A 23529-nucleotide genomic window follows, 5' to 3' on the forward strand; every position below is an offset into this window, starting at 1 on the left:
TGAATGTTGCACCCCATCGCGAGCAGGCTCGCTCCCACAGTGGTTTTGTGTCTGGGCGGAGATTGGGGTTGTTCAAATAATCACCAATTGCCTTGCGCCTCTCTTGTCCCTTCTCTACAATTGCGCCCCTTGCTGTGACGGCAGGCACGCATGTGTCTATCGCAAGCAAGTCCATTAGTGTCATTCACTCCTTGTCTGACCGCTTTTGAGCGGCAGGCTACAACCCGTAAGGAGCATTCATGCGTCATTACGAAATCATCTTTTTGGTCCACCCGGATCAAAGCGAGCAAGTCGGCGGCATGGTTGAGCGTTACACCAAGCTGATCGAAGAAGACGGCGGCAAAATCCACCGTCTGGAAGATTGGGGCCGTCGTCAACTGGCCTACGCAATCAACAATGTTCACAAGGCTCACTACGTGATGCTGAACGTTGAGTGCACTGGCAAGGCCCTGGCCGAGCTGGAAGACAACTTCCGCTACAACGATGCAGTGATCCGTAACCTGGTCATCCGTCGCGAAGAAGCCGTTACCGGCCAATCCGAGATGCTCAAGGCTGAAGAAAACCGCAGTGAGCGCCGTGAGCGTCGCGACCGTCCTGAGCACTCCGACGCCGAAGGCGTTGATGGTGATGACAGCGACGCCAGCGATAACGCTGACGAGTAATCCACGGACCTTTTAAGGAGCCTATCAAATGGCACGTTTCTTCCGTCGTCGTAAATTCTGCCGCTTCACCGCTGAAGACGTGAAAGAGATCGATTACAAAGATCTCAACACTCTGAAAGCTTACGTATCCGAGACCGGCAAAATCGTTCCAAGCCGCATCACCGGTACCAAAGCTCGTTATCAGCGTCAGCTGGCCACCGCTATCAAGCGCGCCCGCTTCCTGGCCCTGCTGGCCTACACCGACAGCCACGGCCGCTGAGACCGGGCAGTCGACACGTAGCAAAGGATTGAATGCATGCGCGCCTTAGCTGAGTTCATCATGCGCGGCCGTATGCAGGCCACTCTGGTAGTGGCCGGATGCGCAACATTGCCGTTGTTGTATTGGTTGGGTGCTGCCGCCGGATGCCTTGTGCTCCTGCGGCGCGGATTGAAGGACGCCTTGGGCGTTCTTGCTCTGGGACTGCTGCCGGCGTTGATCTGGTGGCTTTACTCCGACGACCCACGGGCACTTCTGGTGCTGCTGGGGTCTTCGAGCCTTGCGTTGGTTTTGCGCGCAAGTGAGTCCTGGAACCGCGTGCTGCTGGTCAGCATAGCGATGGGATTGGTGTTTTCAGTGGTGCTGGGGGCGGCTTTTGCGCCCCAGATCGAGATGCTGGCGCAGGCTTTGATAAAAGTCATGCCGTCGCTACTCGGTGATGTCTACCAGCAATTGTCGGTAGACGAGCAAGCGCGTTTCGCGTCCCTGATTGCACCGGTCCTGACCGGCCTGATTGCGGCCTTGTTGCAAATCGTCAGTGTGCTGAGCCTGATTGTCGGGCGCTACTGGCAGGCGATGTTGTACAACCCGGGTGGTTTTGGTCGCGAGTTTCGCGCCATCCGAATCCCGCTTTTACCGGCGATGTTGCTGCTGGTGTTGATGCTTCTGGGGCCTAACTTAGGCTCGCAGATGGCCATGTTGACACCGTTGTGCAGCGTACCGCTGGTGTTCGCCGGGCTGGCCCTGATTCACGGGCTGGTGGCGCAAAAGCGACTGGCCAAATTCTGGCTGGTGGGGTTGTACGTCACGCTGTTGCTGTTCATGCAGCTGATCTATCCGTTGCTGGTGGTCTTGGCCATCGTCGACAGCCTGATTGATTTTCGCGGTCGTTCGGCACCGAAAGATGCCGATAACGCGAACGGTGAAGGTTAAAAGTTAAGAGGATTTTCACATGCAACTGATCCTTCTGGAAAAAGTCACCAACCTGGGCAACCTGGGTGACAAAGTGAACGTTAAGGCTGGTTACGGTCGTAACTACCTGCTGCCTTACGGCAAAGCTACCGCTGCGACCGCTGCCAACCTGGCTGCGTTCGAAGAGCGTCGCGCTGAGCTGGAAAAAGCCGCAGCAGACCGTAAAACTTCGGCTGAAAGCCGTGCCGCCCAACTGGCTGAGCTGGAAGTGACTATCACTGCCACCGCTGGTGACGAAGGCAAGCTGTTCGGTTCGATCGGCACCCACGACATCGCTGATGCACTGACCGCCTCTGGCGTTGAAGTTGCAAAAAGCGAAGTTCGTCTGCCGAACGGCACCATCCGCAACGTAGGCGAATTCGACGTAGCCGTGCACCTGCACGCCGAAGTTGAAGCCACCGTACGCGTTGTCGTGGTAGCAGCTTAAGCAGCACTTGTCGGCTGGCACCCTCGGGTGCTTGTCGGTAACATCGGGCACGATCCTGTTTACAGGTCGTGCCCTTTGTCTTTCTGAACTCCCTGCTTTTCTTAAATAAACCAAGTGGCCATGAACGATATCTCCGCTCCCGAGCAATACGATCTGCAAACCGCTGCCCTGAAGGTGCCGCCGCATTCCATCGAGGCCGAGCAGGCCGTGCTCGGTGGTCTGATGCTGGACAACAACGCCTGGGAACGCGTGCTCGATCAGGTTTCGGACGGCGATTTCTATCGTCATGACCACCGTTTGATCTTCCGTGCGATCGCCAAACTGGCCGATCAGAACTCCCCGATCGACGTCGTGACCCTTGCCGAGCAATTGGACAAGGAAGGTCAGACGTCCCAGGTCGGTGGCCTTGGTTACCTGGGTGAACTGGCGAAAAACACGCCGTCCGTCGCCAACATCAAGGCCTATGCGCAAATCGTTCGTGCGCGGGCGACGTTGCGGCAGTTGATCGGCATCGCCACCGAAATTGCCGACAGCGCCTTCAATCCGGAAGGCCGCACAGCTGAAGAGATTCTTGACGAAGCTGAGCGGCAGATCTTCCAGATCGCCGAGGCCCGGCCAAAAACCGGCGGCCCGGTGAGTGTGAATGACCTGCTGACCAAGGCTATCGACCGCATCGACACCTTGTTCAACACCGACAACGCCATCACCGGCCTGTCCACCGGTTACACCGACCTCGACGAGAAGACCAGCGGCTTGCAGCCTTCCGACCTGATCATCGTCGCCGGCCGTCCGTCCATGGGTAAAACCACCTTTGCGATGAACCTGGTGGAAAACGCCGTGTTGCGCAGCGACAAGTGCGTACTGGTTTACTCGCTGGAGATGCCAGGCGAATCGCTGATCATGCGTATGCTTTCGTCCCTTGGGCGTATCGACCAGACCAAGGTCCGGGCCGGTCGCCTGGACGACGACGATTGGCCGCGCCTGACCTCGGCGGTCAACCTGCTGAACGATCGCAAGCTGTTCATCGACGACACGGCCGGTATCAGCCCCTCGGAGATGCGCGCGCGAACCCGGCGTCTGGTGCGTGAACACGGCGACATCGCCCTGATCATGATCGACTACTTGCAGTTGATGCAGATTCCAGGTTCCGGCGGCGACAACCGGACCAATGAGATTTCCGAGATCTCCCGTTCCTTGAAAGCCCTCGCCAAGGAATTCAACTGCCCGGTAGTGGCGCTGTCCCAGCTCAACCGCTCCCTGGAGCAACGACCGAACAAACGCCCGATCAACTCCGACTTGCGGGAATCCGGAGCGATCGAGCAGGATGCTGACGTGATCATGTTCGTGTACCGGGATGAGGTGTACCACCCGGAAACCGAGCATAAAGGCATCGCCGAGATCATCATCGGCAAGCAGCGGAACGGCCCGATTGGTACGTCACGACTGGCGTTCATCGGCAAATACACCCGCTTCGAAAACCTGGCGCCGGGCAGCTACAACTTCGACGACGAATAACCCAATAGAAACCTGTGGCAAAGAAGCTTTTGTGGCGAGGGAGCTTGCTCCCGCTTGAGTGCGCAGCGCTCACAAGATTTTGGGGCCGCTTCGCTGCCCAGCGGGAGCAAGCTCCCTCGCCACAGGGGTTGCGCCTGATCTCAGGATATTTACGCGATGGGGTCGCCGCAATTTCCGACCATAGCCGTCGGAATTGGTCAATTTTTGTGCTATATTCCGCGCCCGCGAAATTCAATGAAAGCCAACACCGGTTATCGACATGCAAGCAGCCAAGCCGTTATTTGACTATCCCAAGTACTGGGCCGAATGTTTCGGGCCAGCGCCATTCCTGCCGATGAGCAGGGAGGAGATGGATCAGCTTGGCTGGGATTCCTGCGACATCATCATCGTCACCGGTGATGCCTACGTCGACCACCCGTCGTTTGGCATGGCAATCATCGGCCGACTGCTGGAAGCCCAGGGCTTCCGCGTCGGGATCATTGCGCAGCCGAACTGGCAGTCCAAAGACGACTTCATGAAGCTCGGCGAGCCGAACCTGTTCTTCGGCGTCGCGGCCGGCAACATGGATTCGATGATCAATCGCTATACCGCCGACAAGAAAATCCGTTCCGACGACGCCTACACCCCCGGTGGCCTGGCGGGCAAACGTCCGGACCGCGCGAGCCTGGTTTACAGCCAGCGCTGCAAGGAAGCCTACAAGAACGTGCCGATCGTTCTCGGTGGCATTGAAGCTTCCCTGCGCCGCATCGCCCACTACGATTACTGGCAGGACCGGGTGCGCAACTCGATCCTGATCGACGCCTGTGCCGACATTCTGCTCTACGGCAACGCCGAGCGCGCGATCGTTGAAGTCGCCCAACGCCTGTCCTACGGTCACAAGATCGAAGACATCACCGACGTGCGCGGTACCGCGTTCATTCGTCGTGACACGCCCAAAGACTGGTACGAAGTCGATTCCACGCGCATCGACCGTCCGGGCAAAGTCGACAAGATCATCAACCCGTACGTGAATACCCAGGACACGCAAGCCTGCGCCATCGAGCAGGAAAAGGGTCCGGTTGAAGATCCGAGCGAAGCCAAAGTCGTGCAGATTCTGGCAAGTCCCAAGATGACACGCGACAAGACGGTGATTCGTCTGCCATCGGTTGAAAAAGTCCGTGGCGACGCGGTGCTTTACGCCCACGCCAACCGCGTGTTGCACCTGGAAACCAACCCGGGCAACGCCCGCGCGCTGGTGCAGAAGCATGGCGAAGTCGACGTCTGGTTCAACCCGCCTCCGATTCCGATGACCACTGAAGAAATGGACTACGTGTTCGGCATGCCTTACGCACGGGTTCCGCACCCGGCGTACGGCAAGGAAAAGATTCCTGCCTACGACATGATTCGCTTCTCGGTGAACATCATGCGCGGCTGTTTCGGCGGCTGTACGTTCTGTTCGATCACCGAGCACGAAGGCCGGATCATCCAGAACCGTTCCGAAGAGTCGATCATTCGTGAGATCGAAGAGATTCGCGACAAGGTCCCAGGCTTTACCGGGGTCATTTCCGATCTTGGCGGCCCGACCGCGAACATGTACCGCATCGCTTGCAAGACGCCGGAAATCGAATCCGCGTGCCGCAAGCCTTCGTGCGTGTTCCCCGGCATTTGCCCGAACCTGAACACCGATCACTCGTCGCTGATCCAGCTCTATCGCAGCGCCCGTGCCTTGCCGGGTGTGAAGAAGATCCTGATCGCTTCCGGTCTGCGCTACGACCTCGCGGTCGAGTCGCCGGAATACGTCAAAGAGCTGGTGACCCACCACGTCGGTGGTTACCTGAAGATCGCCCCGGAACATACCGAGGAAGGTCCGCTCAACCAGATGATGAAACCGGGCATCGGCAGCTATGACAAGTTCAAGCGCATGTTCGAGAAGTACACCAAGGAAGCCGGGAAAGAGCAGTACCTGATTCCGTACTTCATCGCCGCTCACCCGGGTACCACCGACGAAGACATGATGAACCTGGCCTTGTGGCTCAAGGGCAACGGCTTCCGTGCCGACCAGGTGCAAGCGTTCTACCCGTCACCGATGGCCACCGCCACCGCGATGTACCACTCGGGCAAAAACCCATTGCGCAAGGTCACTTACAAGAGTGACGGCGTGACCATCGTCAAGAGCGAAGAGCAGCGTCGCCTGCACAAGGCGTTCTTGCGTTATCACGACCCGAAAGGCTGGCCAATGCTGCGTGAAGCGCTGACCCGCATGGGCCGCGCCGACCTGATCGGGCCGGGCAAGAACCAGTTGATCCCGCTGCATCAGCCGGCGACCGACAGCTACCAGAGCGCCCGTCGCAAGAACTCGACACCGGCTGGCAGCCACAAAGTGGCAGGGGAAAAGACCACCAAGATCCTGACCCAGCACACCGGTCTGCCACCGCGCGCAAGCGACGGCGGCAACCCGTGGGACAAGCGTGAACAAGCCAAGGCTGCGGCGTTCGCCCGCAATCAGCAGGCGGCCAAGGAGCGCAAGGACGCGGCCAAAGGCAAGGGACCTAAACCGGCTCGCAAGCCAGTCGTGCCGCGTTAGTCTCCGTGCCAAATCGCAAAACGCCAGCCTTAGTGCTGGCGTTTTGTTTTCTAGCGAGTGTGCGGCCTGTTTGCTAAGGTGACGCGCACTCAATGGCTGCCCGGGAAAACCGATTTTCCTGTACAACGCCAAACCCTGTGGGCGCCGGGCTCGCCCGCGATGGCGATGGCGATGGCGACGGCACAGGCAATAAAGATCTCACCCCCGACTCTCAAGGACGATTCACATGAGCAACCCCTTACCGGGCATCGGCATGGATTACAGCCCCTCCCAGTTCATGGCGCGCCAACGCATCGAAAGCCAGATCAACCTGCCACGCCTGTTCGCCGCCATCGACGCCGACCCCGGAATCGTCGGCGCGGGCGTGGTGTACATCGACGCCGAATTCAACGTAGTGACCCTGCGCGAGTTCAAGCCGATTTGCAGTATCAGGCCCAAGCGAATCATTTTGCGTGAGGCTCAGAAGTACATTGCGCCTGCGCAATTCGCTGATCAGGTGCAGAACAATCCTCGGGAGTCGCGATTGGTAGCAGAGGCAGTGAATACCACACTGTCGTGCGCCGGGGCGGTCATCAGTTGGGCTGTCATTGCCAGCGGAACGATCCTGGTTCCGTTCAGCGCGGGTGCGAGTTCGGTAGTTGTAGCTATTGCTTATACCGCCGCAGGTGCAAGCAGTCTTCAGTGCCTCAATGGCATCGCGCGAACCACCCTTGAAGTGGCCAAGCCTGAAGTGAACGATTGGCTGGACAGTGAGGCGTGGTACCAGAATGCATCTATCGGGTTGGATGCCGCTTCACTGGTGGGTGTTGGGGCATCTGCTCTGACCACCATCAAACTGGTCAGGGTCGCCAAAGCCACCACCGGGAAAAGCCTGCGCGATGTGCTTCGTGGGCTGAACAGACAGGAACGGGCGAAGCTGACCAAGGAACTTCTGAGCATCAATGATCCAAGATTGACATCGAAGATGCTCAAATTGAAGCAATTGGCGGGAGAACTGCCCAAACGCTTTACGCCAACTCAACTCAAGCATGGCACGGTCACCCAGATCAAAGATTCGTTAGGGGCTGCGATCGGCCTTACTGGAAGTGCCTTGTCAGGCAATGTCAAAACTGTTGCGATCGGCCTGTACGAGGAGATCGACGAGTGAGCGAACAACTAACACTAAAGGCATTTTTCAGACGTTACTTTCTGGCATTTCTTGGCGGGATTTTTGCCGCCTACTTTTCACTCGCCTTTGCAGTTGCGCTGTCATTCGTCACCTATTTCCAGAATGCGCCGCTTGCTGACAGCGGGTTGTACATTTTTCTGGCAGGCGCAGCACTGACGCTTCTGGTTGTTCATAGCAACTTCATGATTATGCGTGGAAGGCCGCGGTGGGTGTGGATGGTGGTCGGGGTGTTGGTGGCATGCCTGCTGTTCGTGTTGCCGATGATCCACTACACCCCCCCCAGAGCCATTTATGTGTTGGCCTTGCTGTCCCCTTTACTGGGGCTGCTTTTTCTCAATAGCAACGGACAACGAGAAATGCGAAGCAAGCTGGTGGATATTCGCCATGAGCGAGAGCGCATCAAACAAAGCTTCAAGGCCTCTCGCAAGCCGCGTTGAATGCACCTCGCAGCCCTATAGGCATTGCTAAAGGGCTTGTCGGGAGCGATCCGGTAAATCCGTCGCCAGCGTGAGCTGATCAGGCAAGCCTCCAGGGCATCGCGCGCCTGTCGTTGATCCGACTCAACCACCGATCCGCTACATTTACGTGCGCCGTTGCGCGCACGAAAGTGAGCAATGCGCGCTTTTGGTGCTCTACTGCCTTGAGTAACGGAAGAAAGGGGCCGACCTGCCTGCATGGCATAAGTCTTGCGCCGCTTTCGATAACGTCCAGGCTCGCAGGAGGCACGCCGTGTCGATTCATGTCGCATTGCATCACGTCACGCATTACCGCTACGACCGCGCCGTCGAGCTCGGTCCGCAGATCGTTCGCCTGCGCCCGGCTGCCCACAGCCGCACGCGGATACTGTCCTATGCGCTGAAAGTCTCGCCCGAGCAGCATTTCATCAACTGGCAGCAGGATCCCCAGGGCAACTACCTGGCGCGGTTGGTGTTCCCGGAGAAAACCGATGAGCTGCGGATCGAGGTCGACTTGCTGGCGGAGATGGCGGTCTTCAATCCGTTCGACTTCTTCCTCGAGCCCTACGCCGAAAAGATCCCTTTCGCCTACGCCGCGGATGAGCGCAAAGAGCTGGCGCCGTACCTGGAAACCTTGCCCCTGACGCCGAAATTCAAGGCCTATCTGGAGGGCATCGATCGTACGCCGCTACCGAGCGTGGATTTCCTGGTCGCGCTCAACCAGCGCCTCAGCGAAGACATTGGCTACCTGATTCGCATGGAACCGGGCGTACAGACCCCGGAACACACTCTCGAGCATGCCTCCGGCTCCTGCCGCGATTCGGCATGGTTGCTGGTGCAATTGCTGCGCAACCTCGGCCTGGCAGCGCGTTTCGTGTCCGGTTACCTGATTCAGTTGACCGCCGATGTCAAAAGCCTCGACGGCCCCTCGGGCACCGAAGTGGATTTCACTGACCTGCACGCCTGGTGCGAGGTCTATTTGCCCGGTGCGGGCTGGATCGGCCTGGACGCGACCTCAGGGCTGTTTGCCGGTGAAGGACATATTCCGTTGGCCTGTAGTCCTGATCCGTCCTCTGCGGCGCCGATCAGTGGCTTGGTGGAACCGTGCGAGTGCGAATTCACCCACGAGATGTCGGTCGAGCGGATTTGGGAAGCGCCGCGGGTTACCAAGCCCTACACCGATGACCAGTGGCTGGCGATTCAGGCCCTCGGACGGCAGATCGATGCCGACCTGCTCGAAGGCGACGTGCGCCTGACCATGGGCGGCGAGCCGACGTTCGTTTCCATCGATGACCCGGACGGCGCCGAGTGGAATACCGCGGCACTCGGGCCGGACAAGCGTCGGCTGTCGGCCGAACTGTTCCAGCGCATGCGCAAGCATTACGCGCCCAAGGGGCTGGTGCATTTCGGTCAGGGCAAGTGGTATCCCGGCGAGCAACTGCCGCGCTGGTCGCTGAACTGCTACTGGCGCCGCGACGGCGTGCCGATCTGGCACAACAGCGCGCTGATCGCCGATGAGCAGGAAGATTACGGCGCCGATAGCGGGTTGGCCGGGCGTTTTCTGGCGAGTGTCGCCGAGCGCTTGAAAATTCCGACACGCTTTGTGTTCCCGGCCTACGAAGACAATTTCTATTACCTCTGGCGCGAAGGCACTTTGCCGCAGAACGTCAGCGCCGAAGACTCACGGCTGGAAGAGCCTTTGGAGCGGGCGCGCCTGCGCAAAGCCTTCAGTCAGGGCCTGGACAAGGTTATCGGTCAGGTCCTGCCGCTGGCGCGCACCGCCAAGGGCGATCAGTGGCAGAGCGGCCGCTGGTATCTGCGGGAAGAACATTGCCGATTGGTGCCGGGGGATTCGCCGCTGGGGTATCGCTTGCCACTCGGCTCACAGCCTTGGGTGAAGGCAGCGGAGTATCCGTTCATTCATCCTGTCGACCCGAATCAGGATTTCCCTGAGCTGCCGGGCACCGACCAGCTACAGAATCACGCTCAACCGCAAACCGCCGACGAGCGTGCGCCAAAGATCGACGAGTCCGCCGACTGGCTGACCCGCACCGCATTCTGCGCCGAAGCGCGAGAAGGCCGGTTGTACCTGTTCATGCCGCCACTGGAACGGGTAGAGGACTATCTGGAACTGGTCACCGCCATCGAAGCCTCCGCCGAGGAACTGCATTGCCCGGTGTTGCTGGAAGGCTATGAACCGCCGAGCGATCCGCGCTTGGGCAACTTCCGCATTACACCGGATCCGGGTGTGATCGAGGTCAACGTCCAGCCGTCCGCCACCTGGGATGAGTTGGTGGAGCGCACCGAGTTTCTTTACGAAGAGGCGCGCCAGACTCGACTCACCACCGAGAAATTCATGATCGACGGCCGGCACACAGGCACCGGCGGCGGCAACCATTTCGTATTGGGTGGCGCGACCCCGGCTGACTCACCGTTTCTGCGCCGTCCCGATCTGCTGCGCAGCCTGATCAGCTACTGGCATAACCATCCATCCTTGTCCTACCTGTTTTCCGGATTGTTCATCGGTCCGACGTCCCAGGCGCCGCGGGTAGATGAGGCGCGTAACGATTCGCTGTATGAGCTGGAAATCGCCTTCGCACAGATGCCGAAGCCGGGCGAAGAATGCCCACCTTGGCTGGTGGATCGTTTGCTGCGCAATTTGCTGATCGACGTGACCGGCAACACCCACCGCGCCGAGTTCTGCATCGACAAACTGTATTCGCCGGACGGCGCCACCGGGCGCCTCGGGTTACTGGAGCTGCGAGCCTTTGAAATGCCGCCCCACGCGCGAATGAGCCTGGCTCAGCAATTGTTGCTGCGGGCGTTGGTGGCGCGGTTCTGGCGCGAGCCTTATGCACCGCCGAAACTGGCGCGCTGGGGCACAGAGCTACACGACCGGTTCCTGTTGCCGCACTTTATCGAGCAGGATTTCGCTGATGTGATCGTTGACCTCAATGCCGCCGGTTACCCCGTGCGGGCCGAGTGGTTTGCGGCGCATCTGGAATTCCGTTTTCCCAAGGTCGGCGACTACGCGGTCAGTGGCATCCAACTGGAAGTGCGTCAGGCGCTGGAGCCTTGGCATGTACTCGGCGAGGAAGGCGCGGCAGGTGGCACGGTGCGTTATGTGGATTCGTCGCTGGAGCGTTTGCAGGTCAAGCTCAGCGGCCTGCCGCCCCAGCGTTATCTGCTGACGTGCAACGGCATTCCGGTGCCGTTGCAACCCACGGGGCGGGTCGGTGAGTTCGTCGCTGGCGTACGCTTTCGCGCCTGGCAACCGGCCAACTGCCTGCAACCGACCATCCCGGTCCACGCGCCGCTGGTGTTCGACTTGCTCGACACTTGGATGGGGCGGTCGCTGGGCGGTTGTCAGTACCACGTCGCCCATCCGGGCGGGCGCAACTACGACAGCTTGCCGGTGAACGCCAATGAGGCGGAGAGCCGGCGGATGGCGCGTTTCTTCCGCATCGGACACAGCCCTGGGAAACTTCCTATACCGAATGTGGAAGTGAACGACGAGTTACCGATGACTCTCGATTTGCGACGTTTCTAAACCCTACGCGACGCTCGGATTTTTCGTCTATCCGGGCGTCATGAGCCTGCGTTAGTCTGACCATTCTTTGCTGTCTGCCGAGCTTTCCATGCCTGATCTGCTTGACCGCTACCCGCTGACCGCGGGCACTTATCACGAACTGCTCGATAACAGCGGTGCCGTGCGCCCGCACTGGCGGCGGTTGTTCGATCAATTGCAACGCAGCACGCCAGCTCAACTGGTGCAGCGTCAGGCGCTGCTGACCCGGCAGATCCAGGAAAACGGCGTGACCTATAACGTCTACGCCGACCCCAAGGGCGCCGACCGGCCATGGGAGCTGGACCTGCTACCCCATGTGATTGCCGCCGATGAGTGGGAACAGTTATCGGCCGGGATCGCTCAACGGGCGCGGTTGCTCAATGCTGTGCTGGCGGACCTTTACGGGCCTCAGCGCTTGATCGCCGAAGGCCTGTTGCCGGCTGAGCTGGTGTTCGGTCACAACAACTTCCTCTGGCCCTGTCAGGGCATTGCGCCGCCCGACGGGGCGTTTCTGCATCTGTACGCCGTGGATCTGGCGCGCACGCCTGACGGTCGCTGGTGGGTAACGGCGGATCGGACTCAAGCGCCATCCGGTGCCGGTTACGCGCTGGAAAATCGCACCATCGTGTCCCGAGCCTTCCCCGAGTTGTACCGCGATTTGAAGGTGCAGCACCTGGCCGGGTTCTTCCGCACCCTCCAGGAAACACTCGCCCGTCAGGCACCGAGCGATGACGAAGCACCACTGGTGGTGCTGCTGACGCCGGGGCGTTTCAACGAAAGCTATTTCGAACACCTGTACCTGGCTCGTCAGCTCGGTTATCCGTTGGTGGAGGGCGGCGACCTGACTGTCCGGGATGCCACGGTCTACCTGAAAACCTTGAGCGGCCTGCGTCGGGTCCACGCGATCATGCGTCGGCTCGACGATGATTTCTGCGACCCGCTGGAGCTGCGCACCGACTCGGCCCTCGGCGTGCCGGGGCTGCTTGAAGCCGTGCGCCAGGGCCGGGTGTTGGTGGCCAACGCCCTCGGCAGCGGCGTGCTGGAATCACCGGGATTGCTGGGTTTCCTGCCGAAGATTAATCAGTATCTGTTCGGCGAAGAGCTGATTCTGCCGTCCATCGCGACCTGGTGGTGTGGTGAAGCGCCGGTGCTGGCCCAAGCCCTGGAAAAACTGCCGGAGCTGTTGATCAAACCGGCGTTTCCGTCGCAGAGCTTTGCCCCGGTGTTTGGTCGTGATTTGAGTGAAAAACAGCGCCAGGCCTTGGCCGAGCGCATGCAGGCACGGCCTTACGCCTATGTTGCGCAAGAATTGGCGCAACTGTCCCAAGCGCCGATCTGGCAGGCCGAAGGTGGCCAGTTGCAACCGCGAGCCATCGGCATGCGCGTGTATGCGGTGGCCAGTCGGGACGGCTATCGAGTGCTGCCAGGTGGCTTGACCCGGGTTGCCGCCGAAGCCGATGCCGAAGTGGTGTCGATGCAGCGCGGCGGTGCCAGCAAGGACACTTGGGTATTGGGCGATCGCCCGCCCAGCGGCGAACAATGGAAAGCCCAGCGCAATATTGGCGTTCACGATCTAGTACGACGCGATCCGTATCTGCCATCGCGGGTGGTCGAGAACCTGTTCTGGTTCGGCCGTTACTGTGAGCGCTGCGATGACAGCGCGCGGCTGCTGCGCATCATGCTCGCTCGCTATGTCGATGGCGATGACCCGCAAGCCCTGGAGGCGGCGGTCGATCTCGGTGAACGCTTGAATCTGTTGCCGGAGGAGGGCGAGTTGCCGGAGCGATTGCTGGCGGCACTGCTTGGCGATGATTGGCCGTTCAGCCTGCGCTCCAACCTGCAACGCTTGCAGTGGGCGGCGTCGCAAGTACGCGGCAAGCTCTCGCGAGAGAACTGGCAAGCGCTGGTGGAATTGCAGCGCGAAGCCATGGCGCTGGAAACCGACGAGCCGGATTTCGGCGAGTTGCTGGATTTTCTCAACCGGTTGGTGATGTCGCTGGCGGCGCTGTCCGGATTTGCCCTCGACGACATGACCCGAGACGAAGGCTGGCGTTTCCTGATGATCGGACGACGGATCGAGCGGCTGCAGTTTCTCAGCGGCAGCCTGGCGGCGTTTCTGCGTGGCGCCGGAACTTCCGATCAGGCCGGGCTGGAATGGCTGCTGGAGTTGGGCAACAGCAGCATCACCTACCGCTCGCGCTATCTGGCGGTGGCGCAATTGATCCCGGTGCTGGACCTGTTGTTGCTCGACGAGCAGAACCCTCACGCGGTGTTGTTCCAGTTGAAGCTGGTGACTCGCACGCTGAAGCGCTTGAACGACGACTTTGGTGCGCCGCGTGAAACAGGTCTGCCGCAGTTGGTGGAGCGGCTGGCGCGCTTCGATCTGGGTTGCCTGGAAAACTCACTGTTTGGCGAGGCCAGTGTCCGTGCCGCCATAGAAGGGTTGGCCGATCTGTTGCAGGAGATCGCCGATGCCAGCGGCCAAGTATCGGATCGCCTGGCCTTGCGCCATTTCGCCCATGTCGATGATGTCAGCCAACGCACGGTGTCCGTCTGATGAATGCCCATTACCAGATTTTCCACGACACCCATTATCACTATGACAGCCCGGTATCCCTGGCCCAGCAATTGGCGCATTTGTGGCCACGGGCCTGTGCCTGGCAGCGCTGCACCGATCAGCAATTGCAGATCAGTCCCGATCCGACCTCGCGTCGGGATGAGCTGGATGTGTTCGGCAACCCGCTGACCCGGTTGGCATTCGAGCGGCCGCACGATGAGTTGCTGGTCAATGCCAGCCTGACGGTCGAAGTGCTGGCCCGACCATCATTGGATTTCAATCAATCGCCAGCCTGGGAAGAAACCTGCAATGCGCTGACCTACAGCAGTCAGCCACTGTCTCCTGAATTGCTGGAAGCCTGCCGTTACCGGTTCGAATCGCCTTACGTGCACTTGAAGCGCAACTTCGTCGAGTTCTCGGAAAGTTGCTTTCCTCCTGGCCGGCCATTGCTGCTGGGGGTTCAGGCGTTGATGGAGAAGATCTTCAGCGAATTCACCTTCGACGCCGAAGCGACCCAAGTGGCGACACCGCTGGTGGAAGTGCTGGAGAGGCGGCGAGGCGTTTGCCAGGACTTTGCCCACTTGATGCTCGCTTGTGTCCGCTCCCGTGGATTAGCGGCGCGGTATATCAGCGGCTACTTGCTGACCCAGCCCCCGCCGGGCCAGCCACGGCTGATCGGTGCCGATGCGTCTCATGCCTGGGTGTCGGTGTTTTGTCCGGTGCTGGGCTGGGTGGATTTCGACCCGACCAACAATGTGCAACCGGCGCTGGAGCACATCACCCTGGCCTGGGGCCGGGACTTTTCCGATGTGTCGCCACTGCGCGGGGTGATTCTGGGCGGTGGCAGCCACGACCCGGAGGTACGGGTTACAGTAATGCCATTGGAGTAACTGAGATCAAATTGTGGGAGCGAGCCTGCTCGCGATAGCGGTGTATCAGTCAAATACTTGCTAAGTGTGCCGCCGTCATCGCGAGCAGGCTCGCTCCCACATGGGGATGTGTAAATCATTTCTGGAGGGGTATTTTCAGATTGGCCTGTGAGGGTCAGCAACATCGTTGCTGACCCTGGACACAGATCCGGTGGGCCTGATCAGATCATCGGGCCCTGAGGGTCTCAGGCGTCGGGCGCCTGATCTTTCGGTGCTTCAGTTTCGTCTGTAGCCACTTCGCCTTCGGTATCCGGGTTCAGTGCTGCTTCTTCTTCAGCTGTAGCTTTCTTGCGCTGAAGCTTTTCCTCTTTCTTCTGCTCCTTGGCCAAGTCTCTCTGACGTTTGGCGAAGGAATAATTAGGTTTAGCCATGGGCGATCCTCTGGGGTCGAAGGTGAGGTTGAGCGGCGCATATTCTGCCCTGTATCGATGCCGAGCCGTTAGCTGGGTTTTTGCTCGGTCCATTTTGGCGGTACCGAGGGTTGCCAGGCGTCCAGTGCGTCGAGCAGGGTTTGCGGCGATTCGCTCATTTGCAGCATGTCACGGTGCGCTTCGCGAACGAAGCCTTCGCCGACGATATGATCAAGAAAAGACGTCAATTTGCTGTAGAAACCGTTTACTTCCAGCAAACCCAGCGGTTTTCCGTGATAGCCGAGCTGGCCCCAGGTCCAGACTTCGAACAGCTCTTCCAGTGTGCCCAGGCCGCCGGGCAGAGCAATGAAGGCATCGCTGAGCTCGGCCATTCGCGCCTTGCGCGCATGCATGCCATCGACCACTTCCAGGCGAGTCAGGCCGCTGTGGCCGATTTCCTTGTCTTTGAGGCTCTGCGGAATGATCCCGATCACTTCACCGCCGGCCGCCAGCGCGGCATCGGCCACAATCCCCATCAGCCCGACGGCGCCGCCGCCATAGACCAGAGTCAGCTTGCGCTCGGCCAATGCTCGCCCCAGGGCGACAGCCGCTTCACGATAAGCCGGGTTAGTGCCAGCGCTGGCACCGCAAAATACACAAACGGACGCTAAAGACATGCCTTACTCCATGGTCATCAGGGCCACAGAGTAAAGGCAGGCTTGCCTCGTTCCAAGGGTTAAACCTCGTGTTCAGGTGTTTCACAGGTACCGCTGGCGCCACAGGCATAAGCGGCGAGCAAACTGCTCAATAAACCGTTGAAAGACATGACAGACGCTCCGGATGAGAGATGACGGCCCTGATGATAGGGCCGTGCCAGACGTCTGGCTGGTAGATTGTTTCGATGAGTGTCATAGCCCGAAAGTTGTATACAATTTTTGATTCAGGTCATAGGAACTTGCGAAGATTTCAGGCAGTCTTCTGTCCATAAGCACTTTTGTTAACCCTGCCTTGGAGATTCACCATGTTTGCCAAACTTGTTGCGGTATCCCTGCTGACGCTGGCCAGCAGCCAATTGATGGCTGCCGAGTGCAAGACGACCATCGACTCCACCGATCAGATGTCCTTCAACACCAAGGCCATTGAAATCGACAAAAGCTGCAAGACTTTCACTGTTGAGTTGACCCATTCGGGCAGCCTGCCAAAAAACGTCATGGGTCATAACTGGGTGCTGAGCAAAGAAGCCGACATGCAGCCGATCGCCACCGATGGCCTGGCGGCAGGTATCGACAAGAACTACCTGAAAGAAGGTGATGCCCGCATCATCGCTCACACCAAAGTCATCGGTGCGAAGGAAACCGACTCGGTGACTTTCGACGTGTCGAAGCTCAATGCTGCCGAGAAATACGGCTTCTTCTGCTCGTTCCCGGGCCACATCTCGATGATGAAAGGTACGGTTACTCTGAAGTAAGTCGAAGTACCGCGTCATCGTTCATCGCGGGCAAGCCCGCTCCCACAGGTTTTGTGAACGACACACATCACTGTGGGAGCGGGCTTGCCCGCGAAGAGCTCAGAAGCATCGACGAATGCCTTGACCAAAGAAAAGCCCGCTGAAGTTCAACACTCCAGCGGGCTTTTCCATTCATTCACCTATCAAGGTGCAAACGGCATCACGCGCTTGTGATGGGTCTTTTTGTACGTGTCGCAGATGATCTTGAACGCTTCCTCACGCACCGGTTCGCCGTGCAGGAAGGCGTCGATCTCGGCGTAGGTCACGCCGTGGGACGCTTCGTCCGGTTTGCCCGGCGACAGGTCTTCGAGGTCGGCGGTCGGGATTTTTTCCACCAGCGACTCCGGCGCGCCGAAGCTGCGGGCAATCGCCCGGACCTGATTTTTTACCAGGCCGCTCAGCGGTGCGAGGTCGCAGGCGCCGTCACCGAACTTGGTGAAGAAGCCCATCACCGCTTCTGCCGCATGGTCGGTGCCAATCACCAGGCCGTGAGCCGCGCCGGCGATGGTGTATTGCGCGACCATGCGCATCCGCGCCTTGGTGTTGCCCAACACGAAATCCACCGAAACCGCGTGCTTGCCTTCAAAAGCCGCCACTTCGCCGGCCAGGGATTTGACTGCAGGGCCGATGTTGACCGTATGGCGTTCGTCCGGAGCGATGAAGTCCACTGAAGCCTGGGCATCGTGTTCATCGAACTGCGTTTCGTACGGCAGGCGCACAGCGATGAACTTGTAGCTGCTGTCCCCGGTGCGCTCGCGCAGTTCACGCATGGCGCGCTGGGCCAGCAGGCCGGCGGTCAGGGAGTCGACGCCGCCGCTGATGCCCAGCACCAACGTCTTGAGCCCGGCATTGACCAGGCAGTCCTGAATGAAGGTAATCCGCCGGGCAACTTCAGCCTTGAGGGCGAGTTGATCCGCAAACGGCGGTTGGACCTTGAGCTGTTCAGCAATCTCACGCTGTACGGCTTGCATGAATTCACTCCTTGCTAGATGGGCTGGAAATGGCGGCAGGTACTTGGAAAACATGTCGTAAATAGGCGACGAAATTCGGGTCTTTGCAGTGAGTCTTGCCAGGCTCATCAGAAATCTTGGCCACTGGCTGGCCGTTGCAGGCCGTCATTTTAAGCACGATGCTCATCGGTTCGACACCCGGAATATCGCACGTCAGGTTGGTGCCGATGCCGAAGCTGACATTGATCCGGCCGCGCAATGCCCGAAAAATCTCCAGAGATTTGGGTAGCGTCAGACTGTCGGAAAACACCAGGGTCTTGCTCATCGGGTCGATGCCGAGCTTGTGATAGTGGGCGATGGCTTTTTCCGCCCACTGCACCGGGTCACCGGAATCGTGGCGCAAGCCGTCGAAGAGTTTGGCAAAGAACAGGTCGAAATCGTTGAGGAAGGCATCGGAGGTGATGCAGTCCGTCAGGGCGATTCCCAGCAATCCTCGGTATTCGCGGACCCAACAGTCGAGGGCGGCAATCTGGCTGTCGATCAACCGCGGACCGAGTTGCTGGTGGGCCATGATCCATTCGTGGGCCATGGTGCCCAGCGGCTTCATGTCCAGCTCCCGGGACAGGTGCACGTTGCTGGTACCAACGAAGCGGCCGGGGAAATCATGCTTGAGCACGTTAACCACTTCTTCCTGTACACGGTACGAGAAGCGACGGCGGGTGCCGAAATCGGCTACTTGCAACTCGGACAATTCGTCCGCGCTGGCGTTGGCGGTCAGCCAGTCGAACTTGCGATAGAGCTGTTCGCGGGCCTGTTCCAGAACGATTTCCCGGTAGCGATAACGGTTGCGCACTTCGCTGACGAGCGCCAGCAGCGGCACTTCGAACAGAATCACGTGCAGCCACGGCCCGCGCAGACGGATGAACAACTCGCCGTTTTCAATGCCAGTGTGGATATAGCGCAGGTTGAAGCGGAACAGCCCGAGAAAGCGCAGGAAATCCGGTTTCAGAAAGCTGATTCGCTCCAGAAAACTCAACTGATCGGCACTCAGGCTCAACTCGGCGAGGCGCTCGATCTGGAAACGGATCTCCGCCAGGTACGGGCGCAGGTCCTCACTGTTACGGCAACGAAACTCCCATTCGACTTCCACGTTCGGGTAGTTGTGCAGCACCGCCTGCATCATCGTCAGTTTGTAGAAGTCGGTGTCGAGCAGGTTCTGCACGATGCGATCGGCAAACACACTCTCGCTCATAACGGGGTCTCCAGGCTGGCCGCGGCCCGTGGCAGCGACGTTGCAGCTGTTTCAATGAATGGGGCTAGTGGCGCATATCAGTGGTGGGGATTGCCAGCGATTTTTTAATCGCCGGAGATCCCTGTGGGAGCAACCCTAATTTTGCGATCCATCCGGGCTATCAATCTGCTCCAGCATCCACTTCACAAAATCCCGCACCTTGGGTACTTCCGCCGAATGCTCCGGATACGCCAGGTAATAAGCATCGGTGCTGGGCATCGCATGCTTCCAGGGAATGACCAGTTTGCCGTCGGCCAATTCCTCTTCCACCAGAAACTTCGGCAGCAGCGCCACGCCGCAGCCGACCTGGGCGGCGCGGATGCACATGTAGAAGGTTTCGAAACGCGGGCCGTGGTAGCTGTGTTCGGTATGGTAGCCCTGGCTGTCGAACCAGTCGTGCCAGGCCTGAGGCCGGGAGGCATTTTGCAGCAGGACCAGGTCGGTGAGTTGCGTAGGGTCGGTGAACGGCGTGTCCGGCAGGCTGCCCGGTGCGCAGACAGGTACCAGCTCCTCGCCAAACAGCTTCAGGCATTCGGTGCCGGGCCGAGAGCCCTGGCCGAAGTAGAACGCCAGGTCACTGCGACCTTGTAGCAAGTCGTCGGCTTCCTGTTCGCTGCACAGGTCCAGATGGATCGACGGATGGCGCAGGCGCCAGCCTTTCAAGCGCGGCACCAGCCAGCGCGCACCGAAGGTCGGAGGCGTCGAGACTCGCAAAACTTCGGTATCACCGCCGTAGGAGCGCAGGTAATGGGTCGACATTTCGACTTGAGTGAGGATTTTTCGCACTTCCACCAAGTACAAATCGCCGGCGGGGGTCATCTGCAGGCGTCGACGCACCCGGCGAAACAACAGGTGTTGCAACAATTCTTCGAGTTGCGCGACCTGTTTGCTCACGGCGCTCTGCGTCAGGTTCAGCTCTTCGGCGGCACGAGTGAAGCTCAAATGCCGGGTCACCGCCTCGAAGCACTGCAGAGCGGTGATCGACGGCAAATAGCGTTTATTCAGCATGGGTGGTCCTTTTTCTTGTTTCTCTATGCTCTTTTTTACCGGCAGATTCGCAGCATGAATAAACGGAATGATATCTCTCTTAAAGGTCGTTTGTTGGGTAACCTCCGGGGAGCTAAAACTACGGTCTGATCAGCCGGGTTAATCCTGCTGAACGTTTTCTGTTTTTTGCTTGAGGAGTGACCCATGGTTGCCGCATTGCTTGATCGTCTTGGTGTGAACCCGGCCCTGTATCAGAACGGCAAAGTGCCGGTGCATTCGCCGATCGATGGCAGTCGTATCGCTGCCGTGAACTGGGAAGGCGCCGCTGAAGTCGAGCAGCACATCAGTCGCGCAGATCATGCGTTCGAACTGTGGCGCAAGGTTCCGGCGCCGCGCCGTGGCGAATTGGTGCGCCAATTGGGCGACATCTTGCGCGAGTACAAAACCGACCTCGGTGAGCTGGTTTCCTGGGAAGCTGGCAAGATCACTCAGGAAGGTTTGGGTGAAGTTCAGGAAATGATCGACATCTGCGACTTCGCGGTCGGTCTGTCCCGTCAGCTGTACGGTTTGACCATCGCCTCCGAGCGTCCTGGCCACCACATGCGCGAAACCTGGCACCCGCTGGGCGTCGTTGGCGTGATCAGTGCGTTCAACTTCCCGGTCGCCGTTTGGGCCTGGAACGCGACGCTGGCGCTGGTCTGCGGTAACCCGGTGATCTGGAAGCCGTCGGAGAAAACCCCGCTGACCGCGTTGGCCTGCCAGGCGTTGTTCGACCGCGTCCTGAAGAATTTCAGCGATGCCCCGCCGCACCTGAGCCAGGTGATCATCGGTGGCCGCGATGCTGGTGAAGCGCTGGTCGATGACCCGCGTGTCGCGCTGGTCAGCGCCACCGGCAGCACCCGCATGGGCCGCGAAGTGGCGCCGAAAATCGCTGCACGTTTTGCCCGCAGCATTCTGGAGCTGGGCGGCAACAACGCGATGATCCTCGGCCCAAGCGCCGATCTGGACATGGCCGTACGGGCGATTCTGTTCAGCGCCGTCGGCACCGCCGGTCAGCGTTGCACCACGTTGCGTCGCCTGATCGCCCATGAGTCGGTGAAGGAAGAAATCATCACCCGCCTCAAAGCCGCTTACTCCAAAGTGCGCATTGGCCATCCGCTGGAAGGCAATCTGGTCGGGCCGCTGATCGACAAACACAGCTTCGAAAACATGCAGGATGCGCTGGAACAGGCCTTGAGCGAAGGCGGCCGGGTGTTCGGCGGCAAGCGTCAGCTGGAAGACAAATTCCCCAACGCTTACTACGTTTCGCCAGCCATCGTCGAAATGCCGGAGCAGAGCGATGTGGTGCGCGACGAAACCTTCGCGCCGATTCTGTACGTGATCGGTTACAACGATTTCGAAGAGGCATTGCGCCTGAACAACGCCGTGCCACAAGGCCTGTCATCGTGCATTTTCACCACCGATGTGCGTGAAGCCGAGCGCTTCATGTCGGCGGTGGGCAGTGATTGCGGCATCGCCAACGTCAACATCGGTCCGAGCGGCGCGGAAATCGGCGGCGCATTTGGCGGCGAGAAAGAGACGGGCGGTGGTCGTGAATCCGGTTCGGATGCATGGCGCGGGTACATGCGCCGTCAGACCAATACCGTGAACTATTCGCTGGAGTTGCCGTTGGCTCAGGGGATTACGTTCGACTGACGGCCTCCTTTGAACCCATGAAGAACATTGTGGGAGCGGGCTTGCCCGCGATAGCAATCTGTCAGTCACTCAGATGTTGAATGTGCTGACGCTATCGCGGGCAAGCCCGCTCCCACAGGCGAATGGATGTGTTGGTTAGGTTTCGGATTGGAGTCTGGCAATGCCGTTACGCGAAGAGTGTCTGTGGGAAAAACTGACGCCGCAAAGGCCCGACAACGTGGCGCTCAAGGGCGAGGTGACGGTAGATGTCTGCGTCATCGGTGCCGGTTTCACCGGTCTGTCGGCGGCGGTGCATCTGCTGGAACAAGGTAAAAGTGTCTGTGTTCTGGAAGCGCATCGCGCCGGGCATGGTGGTTCGGGGCGTAACGTCGGTTTGGTCAACGCCGGGATGTGGATTCCACCGGATGAAATCGAAGCCGGTTTCGGCGAGGTGGTCGGCAGTCAGCTCAACCGCATGCTGGGTGCGGCGCCGTCGCTGGTGTTCAGCCTGGTCGACAAATACAACATCGATTGCCAGTTACGCCGCGAAGGCACGCTGCACATGGCGCACAACGCGCGTGGTGAAGCGGATTTGCGCAGTCGCGAAGAACAATGGAAGCGTCGCGGCGCACCGGTGGAACTGTTAACCGGTCAAGCCTGCGAACAAGCCACGGGCACAAAAAAGATCGCCGCCGCTTTGCTCGATCGGCGTGCCGGCACGATCAACCCGATGGCCTACACCGCGGGGCTGGCGAACGCGGCCATCAGCCTCGGCGGTCTGCTGTTCGATCATTCTCCGGTGACCCGACTTGAACGTCAGGGCCAGCGCTGGTCGGTGCAAACCGCCCAGGGTTCGGTGCTGGCCGAGCAGGTGGTCATCGCCTCCAACGCCTATACAGAAGGCGACTGGACAGAGCTGCGTCGCAACTTTTTCCCCGGTTATTACTATCAAGTGGCCTCGGTGCCGCTGACCGAAGACGCCGCGCAACAGATTCTGCCCGGCGGCCAGGGTTCCTGGGACACCCGGCAGGTGCTCAGTAGTATCCGTCGCGATGCCGAAGGGCGGTTGTTGCTCGGCAGTCTCGGCAATGGCAACCAAAAACCGACCTGGTTCCTGAAAGCCTGGGCCGACCGGGTTCAGCAGCATTACTTTCCGTACCTGAAACCGGTGGAGTGGGAGTGCACCTGGACCGGTTGCATCGCCTTCACCCCTGATCATTTGATGCGCCTGTTCGAACCGGCGCCGGGGCTGGTGGCCGTCACCGGTTACAACGGTCGCGGCGTAACCACCGGTACAGTGGTCGGCAAAGCCTTTGCCGATTATTTATGTAACGGAAATCCTCAGGCCCTGCCGATTCCCTTCGCACCCATGCAGCCATTGGCGGGGGTGGGGCTACGAAGCTGTCTATACGAGGCTGGATTTTCGTTGTATCACGCGGGCCAGTGCCTGCGGATCGTCATCTGATTGTTGAAATATGTTGCTTGAAGCGGCGCTTTTCAGCGAAGCGGCTAGCCTGTAATGGTGCGGGTTGTAGCAGTCCCCGCACCAGCAGTGTGCAGTTCGGTGACGCGGGCTGTTACAGGCTGGTTGCACATCGTTTGGCGCTGCGGTTGCAATGATGGCGCGCGCGGGTTGCGCCTTTAGAAATAAATGGTTTCACCTCCCGCGGTTTAGACGGTTGCACGCCCAATGAAAAT

Annotated in this window: 19 protein-coding genes; 14 read left to right on the plus strand and 5 right to left on the minus strand. The window is 59.4% G+C overall.

The genetic code is table 11. The features are described from left to right. Window positions 1-239 precede the first annotated feature (239 nt). From rpsF to ACZ3HH_RS05305, 11 genes are all read left to right on the plus strand, one after another. Entirely contained in the window at window positions 240-662 is a 423-nt protein-coding gene (gene rpsF / locus ACZ3HH_RS05255) for a 30S ribosomal protein S6 (RefSeq protein ID WP_007902678.1), read from the plus strand. A gap of 28 nt (window positions 663-690) precedes the next feature. Beyond that, entirely contained in the window at window positions 691-921 is a 231-nt protein-coding gene (gene rpsR / locus ACZ3HH_RS05260) for a 30S ribosomal protein S18 (protein ID WP_002551829.1), read from the plus strand. Window positions 922-957: 36 nt separating this feature from the next. Continuing rightward, on the plus strand, window positions 958-1851 hold the full coding sequence (locus ACZ3HH_RS05265) for a hypothetical protein (protein WP_465803199.1): 894 nt from the start codon (window positions 958-960) through the stop codon (window positions 1849-1851). A 19-nt stretch (window positions 1852-1870) separates the two neighbouring features. Beyond that, window positions 1871-2317 carry a 50S ribosomal protein L9 gene (gene rplI / locus ACZ3HH_RS05270; RefSeq protein WP_003197251.1) on the plus strand — a complete coding sequence of 149 codons (447 nt, stop codon included), beginning with the start codon at window positions 1871-1873 and terminating at the stop codon, window positions 2315-2317. A gap of 120 nt (window positions 2318-2437) precedes the next feature. Then, entirely contained in the window at window positions 2438-3832 is a 1395-nt protein-coding gene (gene dnaB / locus ACZ3HH_RS05275) for a replicative DNA helicase (protein ID WP_007902695.1), read from the plus strand. 259 nt (window positions 3833-4091) lie between these two features. Beyond that, on the plus strand, window positions 4092-6395 hold the full coding sequence (locus ACZ3HH_RS05280) for a YgiQ family radical SAM protein (RefSeq protein WP_030128321.1): 2304 nt from the start codon (window positions 4092-4094) through the stop codon (window positions 6393-6395). Between the two features lie 226 nt (window positions 6396-6621). Continuing rightward, entirely contained in the window at window positions 6622-7542 is a 921-nt protein-coding gene (locus ACZ3HH_RS05285; protein ID WP_465803201.1) for an NAD synthetase, read from the plus strand. Continuing rightward, window positions 7539-8000 carry a hypothetical protein gene (locus tag ACZ3HH_RS05290; protein WP_465803203.1) on the plus strand — a complete coding sequence of 154 codons (462 nt, stop codon included), beginning with the start codon at window positions 7539-7541 and terminating at the stop codon, window positions 7998-8000. The genes ACZ3HH_RS05285 and ACZ3HH_RS05290 overlap by 4 nt, the downstream gene beginning before the upstream one ends. A 292-nt stretch (window positions 8001-8292) precedes the next feature. Further along, entirely contained in the window at window positions 8293-11568 is a 3276-nt protein-coding gene (locus tag ACZ3HH_RS05295) for a transglutaminase family protein (RefSeq protein ID WP_465803204.1), read from the plus strand. An 88-nt stretch (window positions 11569-11656) separates the two neighbouring features. Then, entirely contained in the window at window positions 11657-14143 is a 2487-nt protein-coding gene (locus ACZ3HH_RS05300; protein ID WP_465803206.1) for a circularly permuted type 2 ATP-grasp protein, read from the plus strand. Beyond that, window positions 14143-15033 (plus strand): transglutaminase family protein, encoded by an 891-nt coding sequence (locus ACZ3HH_RS05305; protein WP_465803207.1) that lies wholly within the window; start codon window positions 14143-14145, stop codon window positions 15031-15033. Before ACZ3HH_RS05300 ends, ACZ3HH_RS05305 begins: the two co-directional genes overlap by 1 nt. Before the next feature lie 224 nt (window positions 15034-15257). On the opposite strand, the gene ACZ3HH_RS05310 is transcribed toward ACZ3HH_RS05305, so the two are convergent. Continuing rightward, window positions 15258-15443: a hypothetical protein gene (locus ACZ3HH_RS05310; protein WP_465803209.1), complete on the minus strand. Its 186-nt coding sequence runs from the start codon at window positions 15441-15443 to the stop codon at window positions 15258-15260. Window positions 15444-15511: 68 nt separating this feature from the next. After that, entirely contained in the window at window positions 15512-16099 is a 588-nt protein-coding gene (locus ACZ3HH_RS05315; protein ID WP_367373966.1) for an LOG family protein, read from the minus strand. Window positions 16100-16443: 344 nt separating this feature from the next. On the opposite strand from ACZ3HH_RS05315, the gene azu reads away from it, so the two are divergent. Then, window positions 16444-16890: an azurin gene (azu, locus tag ACZ3HH_RS05320; RefSeq protein WP_192345948.1), complete on the plus strand. Its 447-nt coding sequence runs from the start codon at window positions 16444-16446 to the stop codon at window positions 16888-16890. 182 nt (window positions 16891-17072) lie between these two features. On the opposite strand, the gene nadE is transcribed toward azu, so the two are convergent. The 3 genes from nadE to ACZ3HH_RS05335 all read right to left on the minus strand — a co-directional run bounded on the left by nadE (window position 17073) and on the right by ACZ3HH_RS05335 (window position 20178). Further along, window positions 17073-17900 (minus strand): ammonia-dependent NAD(+) synthetase, encoded by an 828-nt coding sequence (nadE, locus tag ACZ3HH_RS05325; RefSeq protein ID WP_465803211.1) that lies wholly within the window; start codon window positions 17898-17900, stop codon window positions 17073-17075. A gap of 4 nt (window positions 17901-17904) precedes the next feature. Further along, window positions 17905-19131 (minus strand): nicotinate phosphoribosyltransferase, encoded by a 1227-nt coding sequence (gene pncB, locus ACZ3HH_RS05330; protein WP_048396150.1) that lies wholly within the window; start codon window positions 19129-19131, stop codon window positions 17905-17907. 135 nt (window positions 19132-19266) lie between these two features. Further along, the gene (locus ACZ3HH_RS05335; protein ID WP_465803213.1) at window positions 19267-20178 is read right to left on the minus strand and encodes a LysR family transcriptional regulator; all 912 of its coding nucleotides are present in this window, start codon (window positions 20176-20178) and stop codon (window positions 19267-19269) included. 183 nt (window positions 20179-20361) lie between these two features. Between ACZ3HH_RS05335 and amaB the strand changes: the two genes are divergently transcribed. Together amaB and amaA are read left to right on the plus strand one after the other, a co-directional pair. Continuing rightward, window positions 20362-21852 (plus strand): L-piperidine-6-carboxylate dehydrogenase, encoded by a 1491-nt coding sequence (amaB, locus tag ACZ3HH_RS05340; RefSeq protein WP_465803215.1) that lies wholly within the window; start codon window positions 20362-20364, stop codon window positions 21850-21852. 160 nt (window positions 21853-22012) lie between these two features. Continuing rightward, window positions 22013-23296, plus strand: coding sequence for an L-pipecolate oxidase (gene amaA / locus ACZ3HH_RS05345; protein ID WP_465803216.1), 1284 nt, complete (start codon window positions 22013-22015; stop codon window positions 23294-23296). Window positions 23297-23529 lie beyond the last annotated feature (233 nt).

The organism is Pseudomonas sp. PME37.24/025 (assembly GCF_055556615.1).